Origin of the sequence: Enterobacter sp. MGH 37, assembly GCF_000534515.1 — a bacterium.
GTDB classification, from domain to species: domain Bacteria; phylum Pseudomonadota; class Gammaproteobacteria; order Enterobacterales; family Enterobacteriaceae; genus Enterobacter; species Enterobacter kobei.
On record NZ_KI973205.1, the window covers coordinates 813,137 to 832,361 of the forward strand.

The following is a 19,225-nucleotide window of genomic DNA, read 5'->3' on the forward strand; positions in this document are numbered from 1 at the left end:
TTTTTGCAAAGGGAGTGCCAGTTTTGAAAATGACTTTGTTATTAATGTGTTAATCGAAGGTTGGCGTATTGATGCGGTTAAAAGTGGACTAACTGGTCAAAAACATTGCACAGAAAACAGGCATTCATGCGCGATGGGAGTGCAGAATGTCGTGGCGAGACGGGGGTTTTGCTATGCTGAGGGCAACGCAGAATAAGGAGAGCGGGAATGACACAAGGCGCAGTGAAAACACCAGGTAAACGGTCACAGGCAGTCAGCGCCAAGAAGCAGGCTATTCTCAGCGCGGCGCTGGAGACGTTTTCACAGTTTGGCATTCACGGCACGCGACTGGAGCAGGTAGCGGAGCAGTCCGGGGTTTCCAAAACCAATCTGCTCTACTACTACCCGTCGAAAGAGGCGCTCTATGTGGCGGTGATGCAGCAGATCCTCGATATCTGGCTGGCGCCCCTGAAAGCGTTCCGCGCAGAGCTGGCCCCGCTGGTGGCGATCAAAGAGTACATCCGCCTGAAGCTGGAGGTGTCACGCGATTACCCGCAGGCGTCGCGCCTGTTTTGTCTTGAGATGCTGCAGGGCGCGCCGCTGTTGCAGGCTGAGCTGACGGGGGATTTAAAGCAGCTGGTGGACGATAAGTCGGCGATTATTGCCGGGTGGGTCGCCAGCGGAAAGCTGGCGCCGGTCGATCCGCAGCATTTGATCTTTATGATTTGGGCCGCCACCCAGCATTACGCTGACTTTGCGGCCCAGGTCGAGGCGGTGACCGGGAAAACGCTCCAGGATGAAGCGTTTTTCCACAGCACCCTGGAAAACGTACAGCGGATGATTATCGAAGGGATCCGCGTGCGTTAGTTTCCCGGAGGGAGAGGGCAGCTTAAATCGCCCTCTTCACATTGCATCAGCGAGGCCAGAAACGCTTCTCGCTCCGCGGTTTTCTCTGCCAGGCACTGATTGACAATCATTGGCTGAATGCTTCCACCTTCCGTACCCGAACCGATAAACGTGCAGTCTGCATCCCGCAGGGTAATCCACGCCTGCTGCGCTTTTTTTAGCAGGTCACGCTGGGGGGCTGCCGCACGTTTGATAGCGGCCTGATATGTCGCGTTGAGCTTCTTATCCGCCGCCTGGTACTGTTGCGCGCTACAGGTGTTCAGTTCAAGCTGGGTGGTGGCGTTGTCGCACTCGTTGGCCAGCGCGCTGGTGCTCAACAGCAGTGCGGCACCTGCGAGAAATACTCTTTTCATCATCCCCTCCGTGTAAAAAAAAGCCGGATGCGCTATGCATATCCGGCCTACGATTCTTTGTAGCCCCGGTAAGCGTAGCGCCACCGGGGAGAGTTTACACGATTAACCGATGGTCATCAGGCTGGCGTTACCGCCCGCCGCCGCGGTGTTGACGCTGAGCGAACGCTCCACGTACAGACGCTCCAGCAGCAGGTTGGTTTCCCCACGCGCAAAGCCCTGTACCGAAACAATCGCCCCGCTGCGGGCCGCCACCTGTTCGCACAGTTCGCGCAGCTGGTCGGAATCACCGTGATAAATCACGGCGTCAAACGGCTGCGTCAGCAGCGCATCGGCCTTCGCGAAGCGAATGCGGGCTGAAACGGCTTTTGGCAGCTGTTTTGCCAGGTCGCGATGCAGCGCATCTTCCGGCCACAGCACTTCACATCCGGTTGCCATCGCGGCAGCCAGCTGTACCAGCGCATCCTGCTCGTTATCCGCTACGCAGAGTACGTGCTCGCGCGGCATCAGCGTCCAGGTGTTGCGCTCGCCGGTTGGCCCCGGAAGCAGACGCTGCGTGCCAGCCTGCGCCAGCTCGCCGTACTGCTGCGCAATGGCACGCAGTTCAGGACGTTTTTCCGCCCAGGCGATCAGCGCTTCAAGCGGCTGCGTCAGCACGGTTTTCAACTGCGCGTCGACCGGATAGTCTGCGTCCTGACGTGCCAGCGTCACGCCCAGCGCGTTCTCTGGACGGTTCGCCAGCAGACGGTACAGGTAAAGCGGACCGCCCGCTTTCGGACCGGTGCCGGACAAACCTTCACCGCCGAACGGCTGTACGCCCACGACCGCGCCGACCATGTTGCGGTTAACGTACAGGTTGCCCACTTTGGCACTGCCGGTCACCTGCGCGATGGTTTCGTCGATACGGGTGTGTACGCCAAGCGTCAGGCCATAGCCCGAGGCGTTGATCTGATCGATCAGTTCATTAAGGTTGTTACGGTTGTAACGCACCACGTGCAGCACCGGACCGAAGACCTCTTTTTTCAGCTCGTCGAAGCTTGCCAGCTCAATCAGCGTTGGCGGCACGAAGGTGCCGGTCTGCCACTCGCGGGCATCTTCGCTGTTCTCACGCACCGCCTGGAACACCGGACGGCCTTTGGCGCGCATGGTCTGGATGTGGTTTTCGATATTGGCTTTGGCTTCCGCGTCAATCACCGGGCCGATGTCGGTGGTGAGACGCCCCGGGTTGCCCATACGGCATTCGGCCATCGCGCCGCGCAGCATCTTCAGCGTGTGGTCGGCCACGTCATCCTGCAGGCACAGTACGCGCAGGGCGGAGCAGCGTTGACCGGCGCTGTCGAACGCCGAGGCCAGCACGTCAACCACCACCTGTTCGGTGAGGGCAGAGGAGTCAACGATCATGGCGTTCATGCCGCCGGTTTCCGCGATGAGCGGGGTAGGACGACCCTGCGCATCCAGACGGGTAGCAATATTGCGCTGCAGCAGAGAGGCAACTTCGGTCGAGCCGGTAAACATCACGCCGCGTACGCGGTTATCGGAGGTCAGTTTAGCGCCGACCGTTTCGCCGCGGCCTGGCAGCAGCTGGACCACGCCCGCAGGTACGCCGGCTTCCAGAAGAATGTTGATGCCCTGCGCGGCAATCAGCGGGGTCTGCTCTGCCGGTTTGGCCAGCACGCTGTTACCTGCGGCAAGGGCGGCGGCAATCTGACCGGTAAAAATAGCCAGCGGGAAGTTCCACGGGCTGATACACACGACCGGTCCGAGCGGACGGTGGGTTTCGTTATCGAAATCATCGCGCACCTGACCCGCGTAGTAGTGCAGGAAGTCCACGGCCTCACGCACTTCGGCGATAGCGTTGCTGAAGGTTTTACCCGCTTCACGCACCAGAATGCCGATAAGCGACTGCATCTGATCTTCCATCAGCACGGCAGCACGCTCCAGAATGGCGGCACGCTCCTGCGGCGGGGTGGCAAACCAGATTGGCGCGTTGTTGACCGCACTGTCCAGCGCCTGATCCACTTCCGCTTCGGTGGCTTCGCGTACATAGCCGACGATATCTTTTGGCTCTGCCGGGTTGATAACCGGCTGCATTTCACCGTCCTCGACGGACTGCTCAAGGATCGGTTTCGCCTGCCATTTCTGCAGCGCGCTGTTGAGCAGGGCAGAGGAGAGGGACGCCAGACGATGTTCGTTCGCCAGGTCCAGACCCGCAGAGTTGACGCGGCCTGCGCCATACAGCTCGCGCGGCAGGGCAATCTTCGGATGCGGCAGACCAATCTGACCTTCCTGGGCCGCCATCTTCTCAACGGCCTGCACCGGATCGGCCACCAGCTCGTCGAGCGGCAGCGTGGTGTCGGCGATGCGGTTTACGAAGGAGGTATTCGCGCCGTTTTCCAGCAGACGACGCACCAGGTACGCCAGCAGCGTTTCGTGCGTACCTACCGGCGCATAAATGCGGCATGGGCGGTTCAGCTTGCCATCCGCTACCTTACCGGTCACCTGCTCGTAAAGCGGTTCACCCATGCCGTGCAGGCACTGGAACTCGTACTGGCCAGGATAATAGTTTTGACCCGCCAGGCTGTAGATTGCCGCCAGGGTGTGGGCGTTATGGGTAGCGAACTGCGGGTAGATCAGGTTCGGCACGCCGAGCAGTTTTTTCGCACAGGCGAGGTAAGAGACGTCGGTGTAGACCTTACGGGTATAGACCGGATAGCCTTCCAGACCTTCCATCTGGGCGCGTTTGATTTCGCTGTCCCAGTAGGCGCCTTTCACGAGGCGGATCATCAGGCGGCGACGGCTGCGGCTTGCCAGGTCAATCAGATAATCAATGACGAACGGGCAGCGCTTCTGGTACGCCTGGATAACGAAGCCAATGCCGTTCCAGCCCGCCAGCTCTGGCTCGAAGCACAGTTTTTCCAGCAGATCGAGGGAGATCTCCAGACGGTCGGCCTCTTCGGCGTCGATATTGATGCCGATGTCATACTGGCGCGCCAGCAGGGTCAGGGATTTCAGGCGCGGGTAAAGTTCCTCCATCACGCGGTCGTACTGCGCGCGGCTGTAGCGCGGGTGCAGGGCGGACAGTTTGATAGAGATACCCGGACCTTCATAAATACCGCGGCCGTTAGAGGCTTTACCGATGGCGTGGATCGCCTGCTGATAAGAGACCATGTAGGCCTGCGCGTCGGCGGCAGTCAGGGCCGCTTCACCGAGCATGTCATACGAGTAGCGGAAACCTTTGTCTTCCAGCTTGCGGGCGTTCGCCAGCGCTTCGGCAATGGTTTCGCCGGTCACGAACTGCTCGCCCATCAGGCGCATCGCCATGTCCACGCCTTTGCGGATCAGCGGCTCGCCGCTCTTACCGATGATGCGGTTCAAAGAGCGTGACAGGTTGGCTTCGTTATGGGTTGAGACCAGTTTGCCGGTAAACAGCAGGCCCCAGGTGGCGGCGTTAACGAACAGGGACGGGCTGCGGCCAATGTGCGAATGCCAGTTGCCGTTGCTGATCTTGTCGCGGATCAACGCGTCGCGGGTGGCTTTATCCGGAATACGCAGCAGCGCTTCCGCCAGACACATCAGCGCCACGCCTTCCTGTGAAGAGAGGGAAAACTCCTGCAGCAGACCCTGCACCATCCCGGCGCGGCCGGTGGCGGTTTTTTGGTTGCGCAGCTTGTCGGCCAGCTGATACGCCAGGCTGTGCGCCTGGGCGGCAATGGCTTCCGGCAGGCGGGCCTGCTCCAGCAGCATCGGCACGGCGTCGGTTTCGGCACGACGGTAAGCGCCGGTAATGGCGGCACGGCTGACGGACTGCGGCAGGATCTGCTCGGCGAATTCGAGGAACGGCTGGTGGCTTTCGTCACCAGCGGCGGGCGCATCCTCGCTTTCATTGGCGGCACCCGCCAGCAGGGCAGGCAGTTCTGGCAGGCCTTCGTCGCTCTCCAGTCTTTCGAGATAGTTAAAAATCGCCTGCTTGATTAACCAGTGCGGTGTGCGGTCAATGCGGGTCGCTGCGGTTTTAATCCGTTCGCGGGTAGCGTCATCCAGCTTAACCCCCATGGTGGTCATCCCCATGCCAAAACTCCTGTTGTTCTGTAATCGCGTTTTGTAGATGGCATGAAATATCCACCATGTTGCAACTTTGTGCAACCGTGTTAAATGTGACCTGGTTTGCAACCCAGAAAATGAATGGATTGTTAATGATTGGTTAGCTGGAAAAAAGCGCTGGCTTCTGCATGAGAAGCCTGTTTTTATGCGGTACTTAACACTTTTAAAAGGTGCAACCCGTATAAGTGTGAGCGAGTGCAACCTATAGGAAACTCGTATCAAACCGGGGATGAATTTGATGTAAATGCAGTGTTAAATCGTTTGTCAGCGGGATGCGCATACGGCAGGATAGCGCGCCCAATGGAAACACATACACACATCACTACGTTCCGGTGATGACATAACAAGGCAACCCGGACGGTTGTCGCTCGACATTTTGGAGAATTTGAATGGCTATTAGCACACCGATGCTGGTGACATTTCTCGTTTATATTTTTGGCATGATCCTGATAGGGTTTTTGGCATGGCGTTCAACAAAGAACTTTGACGACTACATTCTCGGCGGCCGCAGTTTAGGCCCGATGGTGACCGCGCTGTCTGCGGGCGCATCCGATATGAGCGGCTGGCTGCTGATGGGGTTACCGGGCGCGATTTTCATCTCCGGTATCTCTGAAAGCTGGATTGCCATCGGCCTGACCCTTGGGGCGTGGATCAACTGGAAGCTGGTAGCAGGCCGTCTGCGCGTGCATACCGAAGCGAACAACAATGCCCTGACGCTGCCGGATTACTTCACCGGACGTTTTGAAGATAACAGCCGCATTCTGCGCATTATCTCCGCGGTGGTGATTCTGCTGTTCTTCACCATCTACTGTGCTTCCGGCATCGTGGCGGGCGCGCGTCTGTTTGAGAGCACCTTCGGCATGAGCTATGAAACCGCGCTGTGGGCAGGTGCCGCGGCGACCATTCTCTATACCTTCGTGGGCGGATTCCTGGCGGTAAGCTGGACCGACACCGTGCAGGCGAGCCTGATGATCTTCGCCCTGATCCTGACCCCGGTGATTGTGATTTTCACCGTTGGCGGCTTCGGTGAATCGCTGGAAGTGATCAAGCAGAAGAGCATTGAAAACGTCGACATGCTGAAAGGGCTGAACTTCGTGGCCATCGTCTCTCTGATGGGCTGGGGTCTGGGCTACTTTGGTCAGCCGCACATTCTGGCGCGCTTTATGGCCGCTGACTCTCACCACACGATTGTTCATGCCCGTCGTATCAGTATGACGTGGATGATCCTCTGTCTGGCGGGTGCCTGTGCGGTTGGCTTCTTCGGCATCGCTTACTTCAACAATAACCCGGCGCAGGCAGGTGCAGTAAACCAGAATGCCGAGCGTGTGTTCATCGAACTGGCGGGCATTCTGTTCAACCCGTGGATTGCCGGTATTCTGCTCTCCGCAATTCTGGCGGCGGTGATGTCGACTCTGAGCTGCCAGCTGCTGGTCTGCTCCAGTGCGATTACCGAAGATCTCTACAAAGCTTTCCTGCGTAAAGGTGCGAGCCAGAAAGAGCTGGTATGGGTCGGGCGCTTTATGGTGCTGTTAGTGGCGCTGATTGCCATCGCGCTGGCGGCCAATCCTGATAACCGCGTTCTGGGTCTTGTGAGCTATGCGTGGGCGGGCTTTGGTGCGGCGTTTGGTCCGGTGGTTCTGTTCTCCGTTCTGTGGTCACGCATGACCCGCAACGGCGCGCTGGCGGGGATGATCATCGGAGCGGTGACCGTTATCGTCTGGAAGCAGTTCGCGTGGCTGGGTCTGTACGAAATCATCCCGGGCTTCATCTTCGGCAGCATCGGTATTGTGGTGTTCAGCCTGCTGGGTAAAGCACCGTCTGCCTCCATGCAGAAACGCTTTGCGGAAGCGGACGCGCACTACCACACTGCACCACCGACGAAGCTTCAGGCTGAGTAAAAAAACCTATTCCCTCCTGTAAGCCGGGTAAGCGCTAGCGCGACCCGGCTTTTTTCTTGCCAAAATGCGTAAATTACGTTGATATCGCTGCACTTATAACAATGAGGATAGCGAACAATGACCATCAAAACAGGGCTTATGGCGGCGGCATTATTGATGCTCGCAGGCTGCAACGCACCCGCGCAACACGCGGCAATGGAGACCTGCAAAGCAGATAACCAGATGCAGCAAACCACGCTTTATTTCGGACTGAATCGTCCGGCCGGAGCGCAGATCACCGGCAACGAGTGGCAGCAGTTTGTTGACCAGGACGTGACGCCGCGCTTTCGGGACGGCTTAACGGTGTTTGATGCACGTGGCCAGTGGCTGGGGAATGACGGGAAAGTGGCGCGCGAGCCGAGCAAAGCGTTGATGCTGATCCACGGTAAAGACGCGCAGAGCGAGAAGAATATCGAAGCGTTGCGCGGGATTTATAAATCTCGCTTCGCGCAGGAGTCGGTGATGCGGGTCGATCAGCCGGTGTGCGTGCAGTTTTAAGCAAAATGGCGGGATAGTTTTGTAGGCCCGGTAAGGCGTAGCCGCCACCGGGCACAAACCGCACAAAACTTACAACACTAATCCCGCAAAGCTCGCCGACAGCAGGCTCACCAGCGTCGCGCCGTACACCAGGCGCAGACCAAACCGCGAAACCACGTTCCCCTGCCGCTCGTTCAGGCCCTTGATGGCGCCTGCGACGATACCAATAGACGCGAAGTTAGCGAACGACACCAGGAAGACGGATAAAATGCCCAGCCCGCGCGGTGACATCTGATGGGCAATTTTTTGCAGCTCAATCATCGCCACAAATTCATTCGCCACCAGCTTGGTTGCCATAATACTGCCGGCGTTGAGCGCATCACTGAGCGGAATACCGATGAGCCACGCCAGCGGATAAAACACATAACCCAAAATCTGCTGGAAGCTCATGCCGAATACGCTGGAGAAGAGGGCGTTAACGGCGCTAATAAGCGCGATAAAGCCAATCAGCATCGCCAGAATAATCATCGCTACCTTAAAACCGGCCAGAATATACTCCCCGAGCATTTCGAAGAAGCTCTGGGATTCATGCAGTTTTTCCAGCTTGATATCCGGCTCCGCTTCCGGACGCACCGGATTGATGACGGAGAGAATAATGAAGGTGCTGAACATGTTCAGGATCAGCGCCGCAACGACAAATTTGGCGTCGAGCATGGTCATATAAGCGCCGACAATCGACAGGGAAACGGTCGACATGGCGGTCGCAGCCATGGTGAACAGACGGCGCGAGGAGAGATCCCCCAGCACGCCTTTGTAGGCAATGAAGTTTTCCGACTGGCCGAGGATCAGCGAGCTCACCGCGTTAAACGATTCCAGCTTGCCCATACCGTTCAGTTTTGACAGCAGCGTCCCGATAACCCGAATAAAAATCGGCAGGATCCGCCAGTGCTGGAGAATACCAATCAATGCGGAAATAAAAATAATCGGGCAAAGCACGCCAAGGAAAATGAACGCCAGCCCTTTTTCACCCATTCCGCCAAAGACAAAATTGGTACCTTCGCCAGCAAATTTCAGCAGGGATTCAAAGAAGCCGGAAACGTATTTAATCAGGAATAACCCGCTTTCGGCGTGCAGGAAAAAGAACGCCAGGGCAATTTCAATAACAATCAGCTGTAAAACATAACGAATGCGAATTTTTCGGCGGTCGAAACTCACCAGCCAGGCGAGCGCAAGAATAATCACCAGCGCCAGCAGGAAATGGATAATCTTAAACATGGTTTATTTTCACTTGGTTTTCGAGGCAGATATTTAGCCACAGCGCTGATTAACCGTAAACGGGCATTTTCGTTATAACTTATAAACGTAATGATTACGTTGACAACTATTATCAGGCTTCGCGTTTACAACTCGTCATCAAAACATCCCACATTTCGCTTGTTTTTCTTCTCGGCGTAATGATAATCACTATCACAAGAATTTACCTTTCTTTGCATCAGTTGACCGCGATAAACATTTAAGGTGTAGGCATGTTTGTTCCATTTCTCATTATGTTACGTGAAGGGCTCGAAGCGGCTCTGATTGTCAGCCTTATCGCCAGTTATCTGAAGCGAACCCAGCGCGGACGCTGGATTGGCGTCATGTGGATTGGCGTGTTCCTCGCCGCGGCGCTCTGCCTGGGCCTGGGTATCCTGATCAACGAAACCACCGGCGAGTTCCCGCAGAAAGAGCAAGAGCTGTTTGAGGGGATCGTCGCCGTCATTGCGGTGGTGATCCTGACCTGGATGGTGTTCTGGATGCGTAAGGTCTCCCGCAATGTGAAAGTCCAGCTGGAGCAGGCGGTGGATAACGCCCTGCAAAAAGGCAACCATCACGGCTGGGCGCTGATCATGATGGTCTTTTTTGCGGTGGCGCGTGAAGGGCTGGAGTCGGTCTTCTTCCTGCTGGCCGCCTTCCAGCAGGATGTAGGCATCTGGCCGCCGCTGGGGGCGGTGCTGGGGCTGGCAACGGCCGTCGTGCTGGGTTTCCTGCTCTACTGGGGCGGTATTCGCCTTAACCTGGGGGCGTTCTTCAAATGGACCAGCCTGTTTATTCTGCTGGTCGCCGCGGGGCTGGCGGCTGGGGCGATCCGCGCCTTTCATGAAGCGGGCCTGTGGAACCACTTCCAGGACGTGGCGTTTGATCTCAGCAATGTCCTCTCCACACACTCTCTGACCGGCACTCTGCTCGAAGGTATCTTCGGTTACCAGGAGACACCGAGCGTCAGCGAAGTGGCGATGTACTTTATTTATCTGGTGCCGGCGCTGGTGTTGTTTGCGATGCCGCCGCGTACCGGCACACAGGCGACGCGCGTCGCGCCGTAATAATTGATTTAGTTACAACATACTTTAAAAGGGAAGAGTCATGGCAATTCAGTTCCGTCGTAGTGCGTTATGCGCAGGCATTGCCGCGCTGTTCGCTTCCGCATTTTCCGCCTGGGGGGCCGATGTTCCTCAGGTCAAAGTGACCGTCAATGACAAGCAGTGCGAGCCGATGACCCTCACGGTGAACAGCGGTAAAACCCAGTTCATTATTCAGAACCACAGCCAGAAGGCGCTGGAGTGGGAGATCCTGAAAGGGGTACTGGTCGTCGAAGAGCGTGAAAATATCGCCCCTGGCTTCAGCCAGAAGATGACTGCCAACCTGCAGCCGGGCGAGTATGAAATGACCTGCGGTCTGCTGACCAATCCTAAGGGTAAGCTGATCGTTAAAGGTGAAGCGACGGCGGATGCGGCGAAAGGCGCTGCGGTGCTGAGCCTGGGTGACGCGATTACCGCTTATAAAGCATACGTTACCAAAGAGACGGCAGATCTGGTGGCGGGCACGAAAGCCTTTACCGATGCGGTGAAAGCCGGTGATATCGAAAAAGCCAAATCCCTTTATGCACCAACCCGTCAGCACTACGAGCGCATCGAGCCGATTGCCGAGCTGTTCTCAGATCTGGATGGCAGCATTGATGCCCGCGAAGATGATTTCGAGCAAAAGGCCGCCGATCCGAAATTCACCGGTTTCCACCGTCTTGAAAAAGCCCTGTTTGGCGATAACACCACCAAAGGGATGGAAAAATACGCCGCACAGCTGAACGGTGACGTGCTGGAACTGCAAAAGCGCATCAGCGAGCTGGCCTTCCCGCCTTCAAAAGTGGTGGGCGGCGCGGCGGGTCTGATTGAAGAAGTGGCCGCAAGCAAAATCAGCGGTGAAGAAGATCGCTACAGCCACACCGACCTCTGGGACTTCCAGGCCAACGTCGACGGTGCGCAGAAAATTGTCGATCTGCTGCGTCCTCAGCTGCAGAAAGAGAACAGCGAACTGCTGGCAAAAGTGGATGCCAACTTCAAAAAAGTCGACACCATTCTGGCGAAATACCGTACCAAAGACGGATTTGAAACATACGATAAGCTGACCGACGCCGACCGTAATGCGCTGAAAGGCCCGATTACCGCCCTGGCGGAAGATCTCTCTCTGCTGCGCGGCGTACTGGGTCTGGACTAAGCACGATGAACAAGAATGGTAAGTTCGACGAGGTAGAACCTTCCCGTCGTCGGTTGTTAAAAGGGGTAGGGGCGCTGGGCGGCGCGCTTGCCCTTGCAGGCGGCTGCCCGGTGGCGCATGCGGCGAAACCGCAAAGCGCACCCGGCACGCTGTCCCCCAATGCCCGCATGGAGACGCAGCCTTTTTACGGCGATCATCAGTCGGGCATTCTGACGCCGCAGCAGGCCTCCATGATGCTGGTAGCCTTTGATTCGCTGGCCAGCGATAAAGCCGATCTGGAACGTCTGTTCCGCCTGCTGACGGCACGCATTGCGTTTCTGACCGCAGGTGGACCGGCGCCGGACACGCCGAATCCGCGCCTGCCGCCAATGGACTCCGGTATTCTCGGGGCGTTTATCGCGCCCGATAACCTGACCATTACCGTGTCGGTCGGAGAGTCGCTGTTTGATGGCCGCTACGGCCTCACAAAGCAGAAGCCGAAAGCGCTGCAAAAAATGACGCGTTTTCCAAACGATTCCCTCGACGCGGGGTTGTGTCATGGCGACCTGCTCCTGCAGATTTGCGCCAATACCCAGGACACGGTGATCCACGCCCTGCGCGATATCATCAAGCACACCCCGGATCTGCTCAGCGTGCGCTGGAAGCGGGAAGGGTTTATCTCTGACCACGCTGCGCGCAGTAAAGGGAAAGAGACGCCGGTTAACCTGCTGGGCTTTAAGGACGGCACGGCCAACCCGGACAGCAGCAATGCTGCGCTAATGAAAGAGGTGGTGTGGGTGACGGCGGATCAGGGCGAACCGGCGTGGGCCGTCGGCGGCAGCTACCAGGCGGTGCGCATTATCCAGTTCCATGTGGAGTTCTGGGACCGCACGCCGCTGAAAGAGCAGCAGACCATTTTCGGCCGCGACAAGCAGAGCGGGGCGCCGCTCGGTATGACGCATGAGCATGATGTGCCCGACTATGCCCGCGATCCCAATGGCGAAGTGATTGCGCTGGACAGCCATATTCGCCTCGCCAATCCGCGCACCAAAGAGACGCAGTCCAGCCTGATGATGCGTCGTGGCTACAGCTACTCGCTCGGCGTGACCAACGCAGGCCAGCTCGATATGGGCCTGCTTTTCGTCTGCTATCAGCATGACCTTGAAAAGGGCTTTCTAACCGTGCAGAAGCGCTTAAACGGCGAAGCGCTGGAAGAGTATGTAAAACCCATCGGCGGCGGCTACTTCTTTGCCCTGCCTGGCGTGCGCGACCGGAACGCGTATCTCGCGCAAGATCTGATTGAAGCCTGATAGTTGTCCCTGCGAGAGTTCGCGGGGACATTATTTTTTCCTATGACAAACATATTGTTATATTTCTGTAATATTTCTATATAAGACTGAATCCGCTGCAGGAGCAGTCTGAAAAGTTGCAATCAGGTAAAATAAATGTTGCATTTATGATAACTCCTGATGTACTTAAGATAAGACAGCGGTAGTTCCCGGCAGTGATGCTGAATCACTATGGAGATCGCGAATGGTTGCGTCCTGTACTGGACAAGGTAAACATAACAACCGCAGCACCCGGCGCGGAGGCTCAGACTCCGGCAGCGATTTCCTCACCACTAAATTCTCCCCCTCTCCTCAAGAATCTGATTCGACCGACGTGCAGACTGGTGCGCGTAGCCGTTCTGTATCGTCATCTGATAAAGCAAGCAATGGCTTACAAGGAAGCCAACCCTCTGATGTTCGTGCGCATAATCGTGCCGACGCTGGCACGTGTGATGAATACCAACAACTCAAGGTGCTATCCATGGGAAGACAAAAAGCAGTGATCAAAGCTCGTCGCGAGGCAAAACGTGTGCTGAGACGGGACTCACGTAGCCATAAACAGCGTGAAGAAGAATCGGTCACCTCGCTTGTGCAGATGAGTGGCGTAGAAGCAATTGGCATGGCCCGAGACAGCCGTGATCATTCTCCAATTGTGGCGCGCAATGAGGCTCAGGCGCACTACCTGAATGCTATCGAGAGTAAACAGCTCATCTTTGCAACCGGTGAAGCCGGATGCGGGAAAACCTGGATCAGTGCAGCCAAAGCGGCGGAAGCGCTGATCCATAAGGACGTGGAGCGTATTATTGTTACCCGTCCGGTACTGCAAGCGGATGAAGATCTCGGCTTCCTGCCCGGCGATATTTCGGAGAAGTTTGCCCCGTACTTCAGACCCGTCTATGACGTACTGGTGAAGCGTTTGGGGGCATCCTTTATGCAGTACTGCCTGCGACCAGAGATTGGCAAGGTGGAAATCGCGCCGTTCGCCTATATGCGCGGACGTACATTTGAAAATGCGGTCGTCATTCTTGACGAGGCTCAGAACGTGACCGCTGCGCAAATGAAGATGTTCTTAACGCGCCTCGGGGAGAACGTGACGGTCATCGTTAACGGCGACATTACCCAGTGTGACCTGCCATCCGGCGTGAAATCCGGGCTGAGCGACGCGATGTCACGTTTTGAGGAAGATGAGATGATTGGGGTGGTACGCTTCACGAAAGAGGATTGCGTGCGTTCGGCACTGTGTCAGCGGACGTTGCAAGTCTATTCCGACTGAAGGTAAAACATTACCGTTTTATCCTTCTTCAGTAATCCCTTCCCGGCATCATGCCGGGAAGCTTCTTTTATTCCTGTGCTCTACTCGCGCCTGGTTATCTTTTAATAGATCGCCTGTCGTACGGAATTCATCATTTCGGTATTCATTTCAGCGGTGGGTTTTTATCACACCTGGCGAAATGTGATGCGTATTTATAATATCCACAAAATACCCATGAATATCATGATCGCGCTAATTGTTCGTTCAAATTTAAACGTGAATGTTGTCACATAATGTTACTAAGTTGTAAAAATTAAGTTGGTGTATTGAGGGTAATTATCTATGTTTCGTACTGATTCAAACAACATTCTAACAAGAAAATCCCATGGGGAACCGTTTCCCTGGAACATCACGTTGAGGGTCATACATGAACGAACTGGTTGGTGCAATTAACGGTGTTATCTGGAGCCCGGCGTTAATATTCTTATGTCTGGGTGTCGGTCTCTATTTCTCATTACGTAGTCGTTTTTTGCAGTTACGTCATATAAAACATATGATTACCTTGATGTTCCAGGGGCGTCCTACCGATGCAGGGGTATCGTCTTTCCAGGCACTGACGATGACGCTGGCAGGGCGAGTAGGGACCGGAAACATTGCTGGTGTCGCCACCGCAATCACCTTCGGTGGACCGGGCGCACTTTTCTGGATGTGGATGGTGGCATTTTTGGGTGCCAGCTCAGCGTTTGTGGAATCTACGTTGGGCCAGGTTTATAAAGAAAAAATCAACGGTGAATATCGTGGCGGTCCTGCCTTTTATATCGAAAAAGGATTAGGGGTCAAATGGTATGCATGGTTATTTGCAGTCGTCACCATTTTCTCCTGCGGTTTATTAATGCCAGGGGTTCAAGCAAACTCGATTGGCGCCAGCCTGGAGATAGCTTTTGGGCTTGATCCCAATGTCACGGCGGCATTACTTGCCGTACTGTTAAGCTTTATTATTTTCGGTGGTGTGAAAAGGATCGCCAGTTTTAGCAGTATGGTCGTTCCGTTTATGGCACTCGGCTATATTATTGTGGCTTGCGTTATTATCGCGATTAATATTACCGAGCTTCCTGGTGTTATTCTGCTGATCTGGAAAAGTGCTTTTGGCTTTGAAGCGGGCTTTGGCGCGATTCTGGGTCAGGCGATTATGTGGGGCGTTAAGCGCGGCGTCTATTCCAACGAAGCGGCACAGGGGACCGGACCGCATGCTTCATCTGCGGCAGCGGTGAGCCATCCGGTGAAACAGGGGCTGGTGCAGGCCTTCTCAGTTTATATCGATACGCTGTTTGTCTGCTCCGCGACCGGGTTTATGCTGCTGATCACCGGGCTGTATAATGTTCAGGGCGTCGACGGCGCTGCACTCTATACGGGGATTGCAGGCGTGGCCGCAGGTCCTGGCTATGTTCAGACGGCGATGGAAAGTATGATGCCGGGCTTTGGTAATTACTTTGTTGCCATTGCGCTGTTCTTCTTCGCCTTTACCACCATTATTGCGTACTACTATATCGCCGAAACCAATATCGCATACATCAACCGTAAAATTCACCGTCCCTGGCTGACATTCCTGCTCAAATTATGTCTGATGGCTTCCACCGTGTACGGGACCGTCCGCACCGCGGATCTGGCGTGGGGACTGGGGGATATCGGGGTTGGGATGATGGCATGGCTTAACATTATTGCCATTGTACTTTTACATAAAAAAGCCTTTGTCAGCCTTAAGGATTATGAAACCCAGAATGCACAGGGGCTGGATCCACAGTTTGATCCGGTTCGACTGGGAATTAAAAATGCCGATTACTGGCTGGGAGAGCGTAAGGATGAACCGGCTGCGAATCCGGGGCAGACGACTTCTGTCGTGAGAGAGCAAAGCGCAGGGAAACTGAACAATTAATCGTGACAGCCCGTATTGCAATACGGGCTCAGACTGCTGACAACGTTTCGCCCGGCGGCGCTACGCTTGCACGGGCCTACGGGTTTTGTAGGCCGGGTAAGCGTTAGCGCCACCCGGCCAGTAAGGTGACGACGTTGCTCATCCCCCTTCAGGCGTGCAACATGCGAAAAAAAAGCCCGCATTTTCATGCGAGCTCTTCTTTAAATATGGCGGTGAGGGGGGGATTCGAACCCCCGATACGTTGCCGTATACACACTTTCCAGGCGTGCTCCTTCAGCCACTCGGACACCTCACCATATTGTTTTGCTGCCTGACCGCGTGGGGGGCAACGGGGCGCTACTATAGGGAGTTGCGCTTACACGGTCAAGCAGATTTTCTGTATTCGTGCTTGTTCGGTTAAGCCTTAATCAGCACATGCCGCTGAGGGCTGAATTAACGCTGTGAATCGAGCACTTCGCTGTTTTTAACCACTTCCTGAGCTTTGCTATAGCTTTCGATCAGCAGCTGGTACGCCGGGAAGATATGGGTGTACACCTCAGCCCACTCCGCAGCATCTTCGCGGTTCCATGTTCGCTGGATCTCAGACGCCACCGCCGCGGTGTCCATCGGTACCACACCGGCCTGCATCACACGCGCGAGGGTGATCTCCTGCGCCATTTTGCTGTAGGTGCCGGAGGCATCAATCACCGCAAAGACTTTATAGCCATCCGCAACCGCGCTGATCGACGGGAAGGCCATGCAGACGCTGGTGATCGTACCCGCAATGATCAACGTGTTGCGCCCGGTGGCTTTTACTGCCGCCACAAACTCCGGGTTATCCCAGGTGTTGATCTCACCTTTGCGGGCCACGTACTGAGCATGCGGCGCATTGGCGTGGATCTCCGGGATAAGCGGGCCGTTCGGTCCCTGCGGGACGGAAGCGGTGGTGATCACCGGGATCTTCGCCAGGGTGGCGATTTTTGCCAGCGCCGCCGCACGGGCGCGCAGTTCTGGCATCGGCATATCGCCGACGGTCTGGAACAGCCCGCTCTGGTGGTCGATAAGCAGCATGACTGCATCGTTTACGTCAATGACGGGACGTGTACCGTTGAAGTTTGCAGGGGTAGACATTTTGCGCTCCTTATTACGTTTAGATCTGGCCGAAGCGGCCGGAGTTGAAATCACGAATGGCTTCCGCAATTTCGGTTTTACTGTTCATCACAAATGGGCCATAGCCCACAATCGGTTCATTCAGCGGCTCGCCGGCCATCAGCAGTACTTTTGCGTCGCCGTTTGCTTCCAGATGAAGCTTGTCGCCTTGCTGACTGAATACGATCAGCTGTGCCTCACCCGCTGGCGTGGTGCCGTTCACCGTTACGCTGCCCTCAAGTACCACCAGCGCCGTGCTCCAGCCTTCAGGCTGATTGAGCGTCAGGTGGCTGCCCTGGCGTAGTGTCAGATCCCACACATTCAGCGGTGAGAAGGTATGAGCCGGGCCAGTCACCTCGTCAAAGCGGCCGGCGATGACGCGCAACGTTCCGCTGCTATCCGGCAGCGTGACGACAGGGATATCCGCCTTCGTGATGCTCTGGTAACCGGGCGCTGCCATCTTGTCTTTGGCGGGCAGGTTGACCCACAGCTGCATCATTTTCAGTTCGCCGCCTTTCTGCGAGAACGCGCTGGAGTGGAACTCCTCGTGCAAAATGCCTGCGCCCGCCGTCATCCACTGCACGTCGCCCGGTCTGATGACTCCGCCTTTGCCGCTGGAGTCACGATGTTCCACTTCGCCGGAGTAGACGATGGTGACCGTTTCAAAGCCACGGTGAGGGTGCTCGCCCACGCCACGCTTCGCGCCATCCGCCGGGAAGGTGTAGGGACCGGCATAGTCCAGCAGCAGGAACGGACTGAGTGATTCACCATGCGTCTGATAGGAAAACATCGAACGAACCGGGAAACCGTCTCCGACCCAATGGGGACGAGGTGCGGTATAGACGCCTGTTACGTTTTTCATGATTAACTCCTGATGTGCTGTCGATGTAATTAGCTTATATTCAGAGCTAATATCCCGGTAGAGAGTGAAAATGACATTCACTGTTCTTAAAATGGAACAATGGGGGCATATGCAGGATCTCAATGATTTCGTGTGGTTTGTGAAAGTGGTGGACCACGGTGGGTTTGCAGCGGCAGGTCGGGCGCTCGATCAGCCTAAATCGAAACTGAGCCGCCGGATTGCGCAACTGGAAGAGCGACTGGGTGTGCGGTTGATACAGCGTACCACGCGGCAGTTTACGGTGACGGAGGTGGGGCAAACGTTCTATCAGCACTGTAAAGCCATGCTGGTCGAGGCTGAAGCGGCGGAGGAGGCGGTGGCTGCCTTACAGGCTGAACCGCGCGGTGTTGTCAGGATAACGTGTCCTGTCACGTTGCTGCACGTTCATGTGGGGCCCATGCTGGCGCGGTTTATGTCGCGTTACCCGGGGATCAATCTTCAGCTGGAGGCCACCAACCGGCGGGTTGACCTGGTAGGTGAAGGCATTGACGTGGCGATCCGCGTTCGTCCGCGTCCCTTTGATGACAGCGATCTGGTGTTAAGGGTGCTGGCTGACAGAGGACACTGCCTGGTGGCGAGCCCGGCGTTGATTGAGCGGATGGGCAACCCGGTGATGCCTGCTGAACTCAGTGACTGGCCGGGTTTAAGTATGGGGGCGGGCAAGCAACTGCATAAATGGGATCTGAGCGGTCCGGAGGGAGCGAAAGCCGAAATCCACTACACGCCGCGCTTTATAACTACCGATATGCTGGCGCTGCGGGAAGCGGCGATGGCGGGCGTAGGCGTGGTGCAGTTGCCGATTTTAATGGTTAAAGATCAGTTGGCGAAAGGGGAATTGGTGCGGGTTCTGGATGCCTGGGAGCCCAGACGGGAAGTGATCCACGCGGTGTATCCTTCGCGGCGCGGTCTACTGCCATCGGTCAGGGCGCTGGTCGATTTTCTAACCGAAGAGTATGCACGGATGGTGGAGGAGTAAATTCTTTGTAGGTCGGGTAAGCGAAGCGCCACCCGACACCATCACCGCAGAGGAAGCAAAGTTCGAATCCCCCCCGCTGGAGAATATAAAAGAAAAAAGCCCGTACTTTCGTACGAGCTCTCATCTTGAATATGGCGGTGAGGGGGGGATTCGAACCCCCGATACGTTGCCGTATACACACTTTCCAGGCGTGCTCCTTCAGCCACTCGGACACCTCACCATATTGTCATCCCGTTGTTGCCGGGACGGGCGCTAATGTAAGGAAAAGCCGAACTGCCGTCAACTCACTTTTTCAGTAATTTAGCGTGTTTAGACAAACTTCAGGCAACCTGATTCCGAAATGTGCGAAAAGCGTCTTTTTTATCAGCAATAACATAGCGCCATAAATTTGTTATGCTGACAATCCATTTGAAAATGAAAACAAAACAGCGCGAAAAAAGGCAGGAATGA

The 19,225-nt window shown here is 55.8% G+C and carries 14 protein-coding genes and 2 tRNA genes; 9 read left to right on the forward strand and 7 right to left on the reverse strand.

What is annotated here, in order from left to right:
- Positions 1 to 207: 207 nt before the first annotated feature.
- Positions 208 to 846 (forward strand): HTH-type transcriptional regulator RutR, encoded by a 639-nt coding sequence (gene rutR, locus L383_RS19815; protein WP_014883312.1) that lies wholly within the window; start codon positions 208 to 210, stop codon positions 844 to 846.
- On the opposite strand, the gene L383_RS19810 is transcribed toward rutR, so the two are convergent.
- Both L383_RS19810 and putA read right to left on the reverse strand, forming a co-directional pair.
- Positions 843 to 1,238 carry a lysozyme inhibitor LprI family protein gene (locus L383_RS19810; protein WP_014883313.1) on the reverse strand — a complete coding sequence of 132 codons (396 nt, stop codon included), beginning with the start codon at positions 1,236 to 1,238 and terminating at the stop codon, positions 843 to 845. The two genes, rutR and L383_RS19810, sit on opposite strands and share 4 nt — an antisense overlap.
- 102 nt (positions 1,239 to 1,340) lie before the next feature.
- Positions 1,341 to 5,303, reverse strand: a complete 3,963-nt coding sequence (gene putA, locus L383_RS19805) for a trifunctional transcriptional regulator/proline dehydrogenase/L-glutamate gamma-semialdehyde dehydrogenase (protein WP_014883314.1) — start codon at positions 5,301 to 5,303, stop codon at positions 1,341 to 1,343.
- Positions 5,304 to 5,725: 422 nt separating this feature from the next.
- On the opposite strand from putA, the gene putP reads away from it, so the two are divergent.
- Positions 5,726 to 7,234: a sodium/proline symporter PutP gene (putP, locus tag L383_RS19800; RefSeq protein WP_014883315.1), complete on the forward strand. Its 1,509-nt coding sequence runs from the start codon at positions 5,726 to 5,728 to the stop codon at positions 7,232 to 7,234.
- A gap of 117 nt (positions 7,235 to 7,351) precedes the next feature.
- Complete coding sequence (locus tag L383_RS19795) at positions 7,352 to 7,771, forward strand: DUF3574 domain-containing protein (protein WP_014883316.1); 420 nt, start codon at positions 7,352 to 7,354, stop codon at positions 7,769 to 7,771.
- A 69-nt stretch (positions 7,772 to 7,840) separates the two neighbouring features.
- Here the strand turns inward: L383_RS19795 and L383_RS19790 are convergent, their stop codons facing one another.
- Complete coding sequence (locus L383_RS19790; RefSeq protein ID WP_014883317.1) at positions 7,841 to 9,025, reverse strand: NupC/NupG family nucleoside CNT transporter; 1,185 nt, start codon at positions 9,023 to 9,025, stop codon at positions 7,841 to 7,843.
- Positions 9,026 to 9,276: 251 nt separating this feature from the next.
- On the opposite strand from L383_RS19790, the gene efeU reads away from it, so the two are divergent.
- The 5 genes from efeU to L383_RS19770 all read left to right on the forward strand — a co-directional run bounded on the left by efeU (position 9,277) and on the right by L383_RS19770 (position 15,770).
- Positions 9,277 to 10,110, forward strand: a complete 834-nt coding sequence (efeU, locus tag L383_RS19785) for an iron uptake transporter permease EfeU (protein ID WP_014883318.1) — start codon at positions 9,277 to 9,279, stop codon at positions 10,108 to 10,110.
- Between the two features lie 40 nt (positions 10,111 to 10,150).
- A complete protein-coding gene (gene efeO / locus L383_RS19780) occupies positions 10,151 to 11,278 on the forward strand; it encodes an iron uptake system protein EfeO (RefSeq protein ID WP_023332662.1) in 1,128 nt (375 codons plus the stop codon).
- A gap of 5 nt (positions 11,279 to 11,283) precedes the next feature.
- On the forward strand, positions 11,284 to 12,567 hold the full coding sequence (efeB, locus tag L383_RS19775) for an iron uptake transporter deferrochelatase/peroxidase subunit (protein WP_023332663.1): 1,284 nt from the start codon (positions 11,284 to 11,286) through the stop codon (positions 12,565 to 12,567).
- 499 nt (positions 12,568 to 13,066) lie between these two features.
- Positions 13,067 to 13,858, forward strand: coding sequence for a phosphate starvation-inducible protein PhoH (gene phoH, locus L383_RS0123700; RefSeq protein WP_014883322.1), 792 nt, complete (start codon positions 13,067 to 13,069; stop codon positions 13,856 to 13,858).
- 406 nt (positions 13,859 to 14,264) lie between these two features.
- Positions 14,265 to 15,770 (forward strand): alanine/glycine:cation symporter family protein, encoded by a 1,506-nt coding sequence (locus L383_RS19770; protein WP_023332665.1) that lies wholly within the window; start codon positions 14,265 to 14,267, stop codon positions 15,768 to 15,770.
- A gap of 207 nt (positions 15,771 to 15,977) precedes the next feature.
- Here L383_RS19770 and L383_RS19765 read toward each other — a convergent pair.
- The 3 genes from L383_RS19765 to L383_RS19755 all read right to left on the reverse strand — a co-directional run bounded on the left by L383_RS19765 (position 15,978) and on the right by L383_RS19755 (position 17,760).
- Positions 15,978 to 16,065, reverse strand: a tRNA-Ser gene (locus L383_RS19765).
- 137 nt (positions 16,066 to 16,202) lie between these two features.
- On the reverse strand, positions 16,203 to 16,880 hold the full coding sequence (locus L383_RS19760; RefSeq protein WP_023332666.1) for an isochorismatase family protein: 678 nt from the start codon (positions 16,878 to 16,880) through the stop codon (positions 16,203 to 16,205).
- Between the two features lie 19 nt (positions 16,881 to 16,899).
- Positions 16,900 to 17,760 (reverse strand): pirin family protein, encoded by an 861-nt coding sequence (locus L383_RS19755; protein WP_023332667.1) that lies wholly within the window; start codon positions 17,758 to 17,760, stop codon positions 16,900 to 16,902.
- A gap of 109 nt (positions 17,761 to 17,869) precedes the next feature.
- On the opposite strand from L383_RS19755, the gene L383_RS19750 reads away from it, so the two are divergent.
- The gene (locus L383_RS19750) at positions 17,870 to 18,775 is read left to right on the forward strand and encodes a LysR family transcriptional regulator (protein WP_032628841.1); all 906 of its coding nucleotides are present in this window, start codon (positions 17,870 to 17,872) and stop codon (positions 18,773 to 18,775) included.
- A gap of 132 nt (positions 18,776 to 18,907) precedes the next feature.
- On the opposite strand, the gene L383_RS19745 is transcribed toward L383_RS19750, so the two are convergent.
- Positions 18,908 to 18,995, reverse strand: a tRNA-Ser gene (locus L383_RS19745).
- Positions 18,996 to 19,225 lie beyond the last annotated feature (230 nt).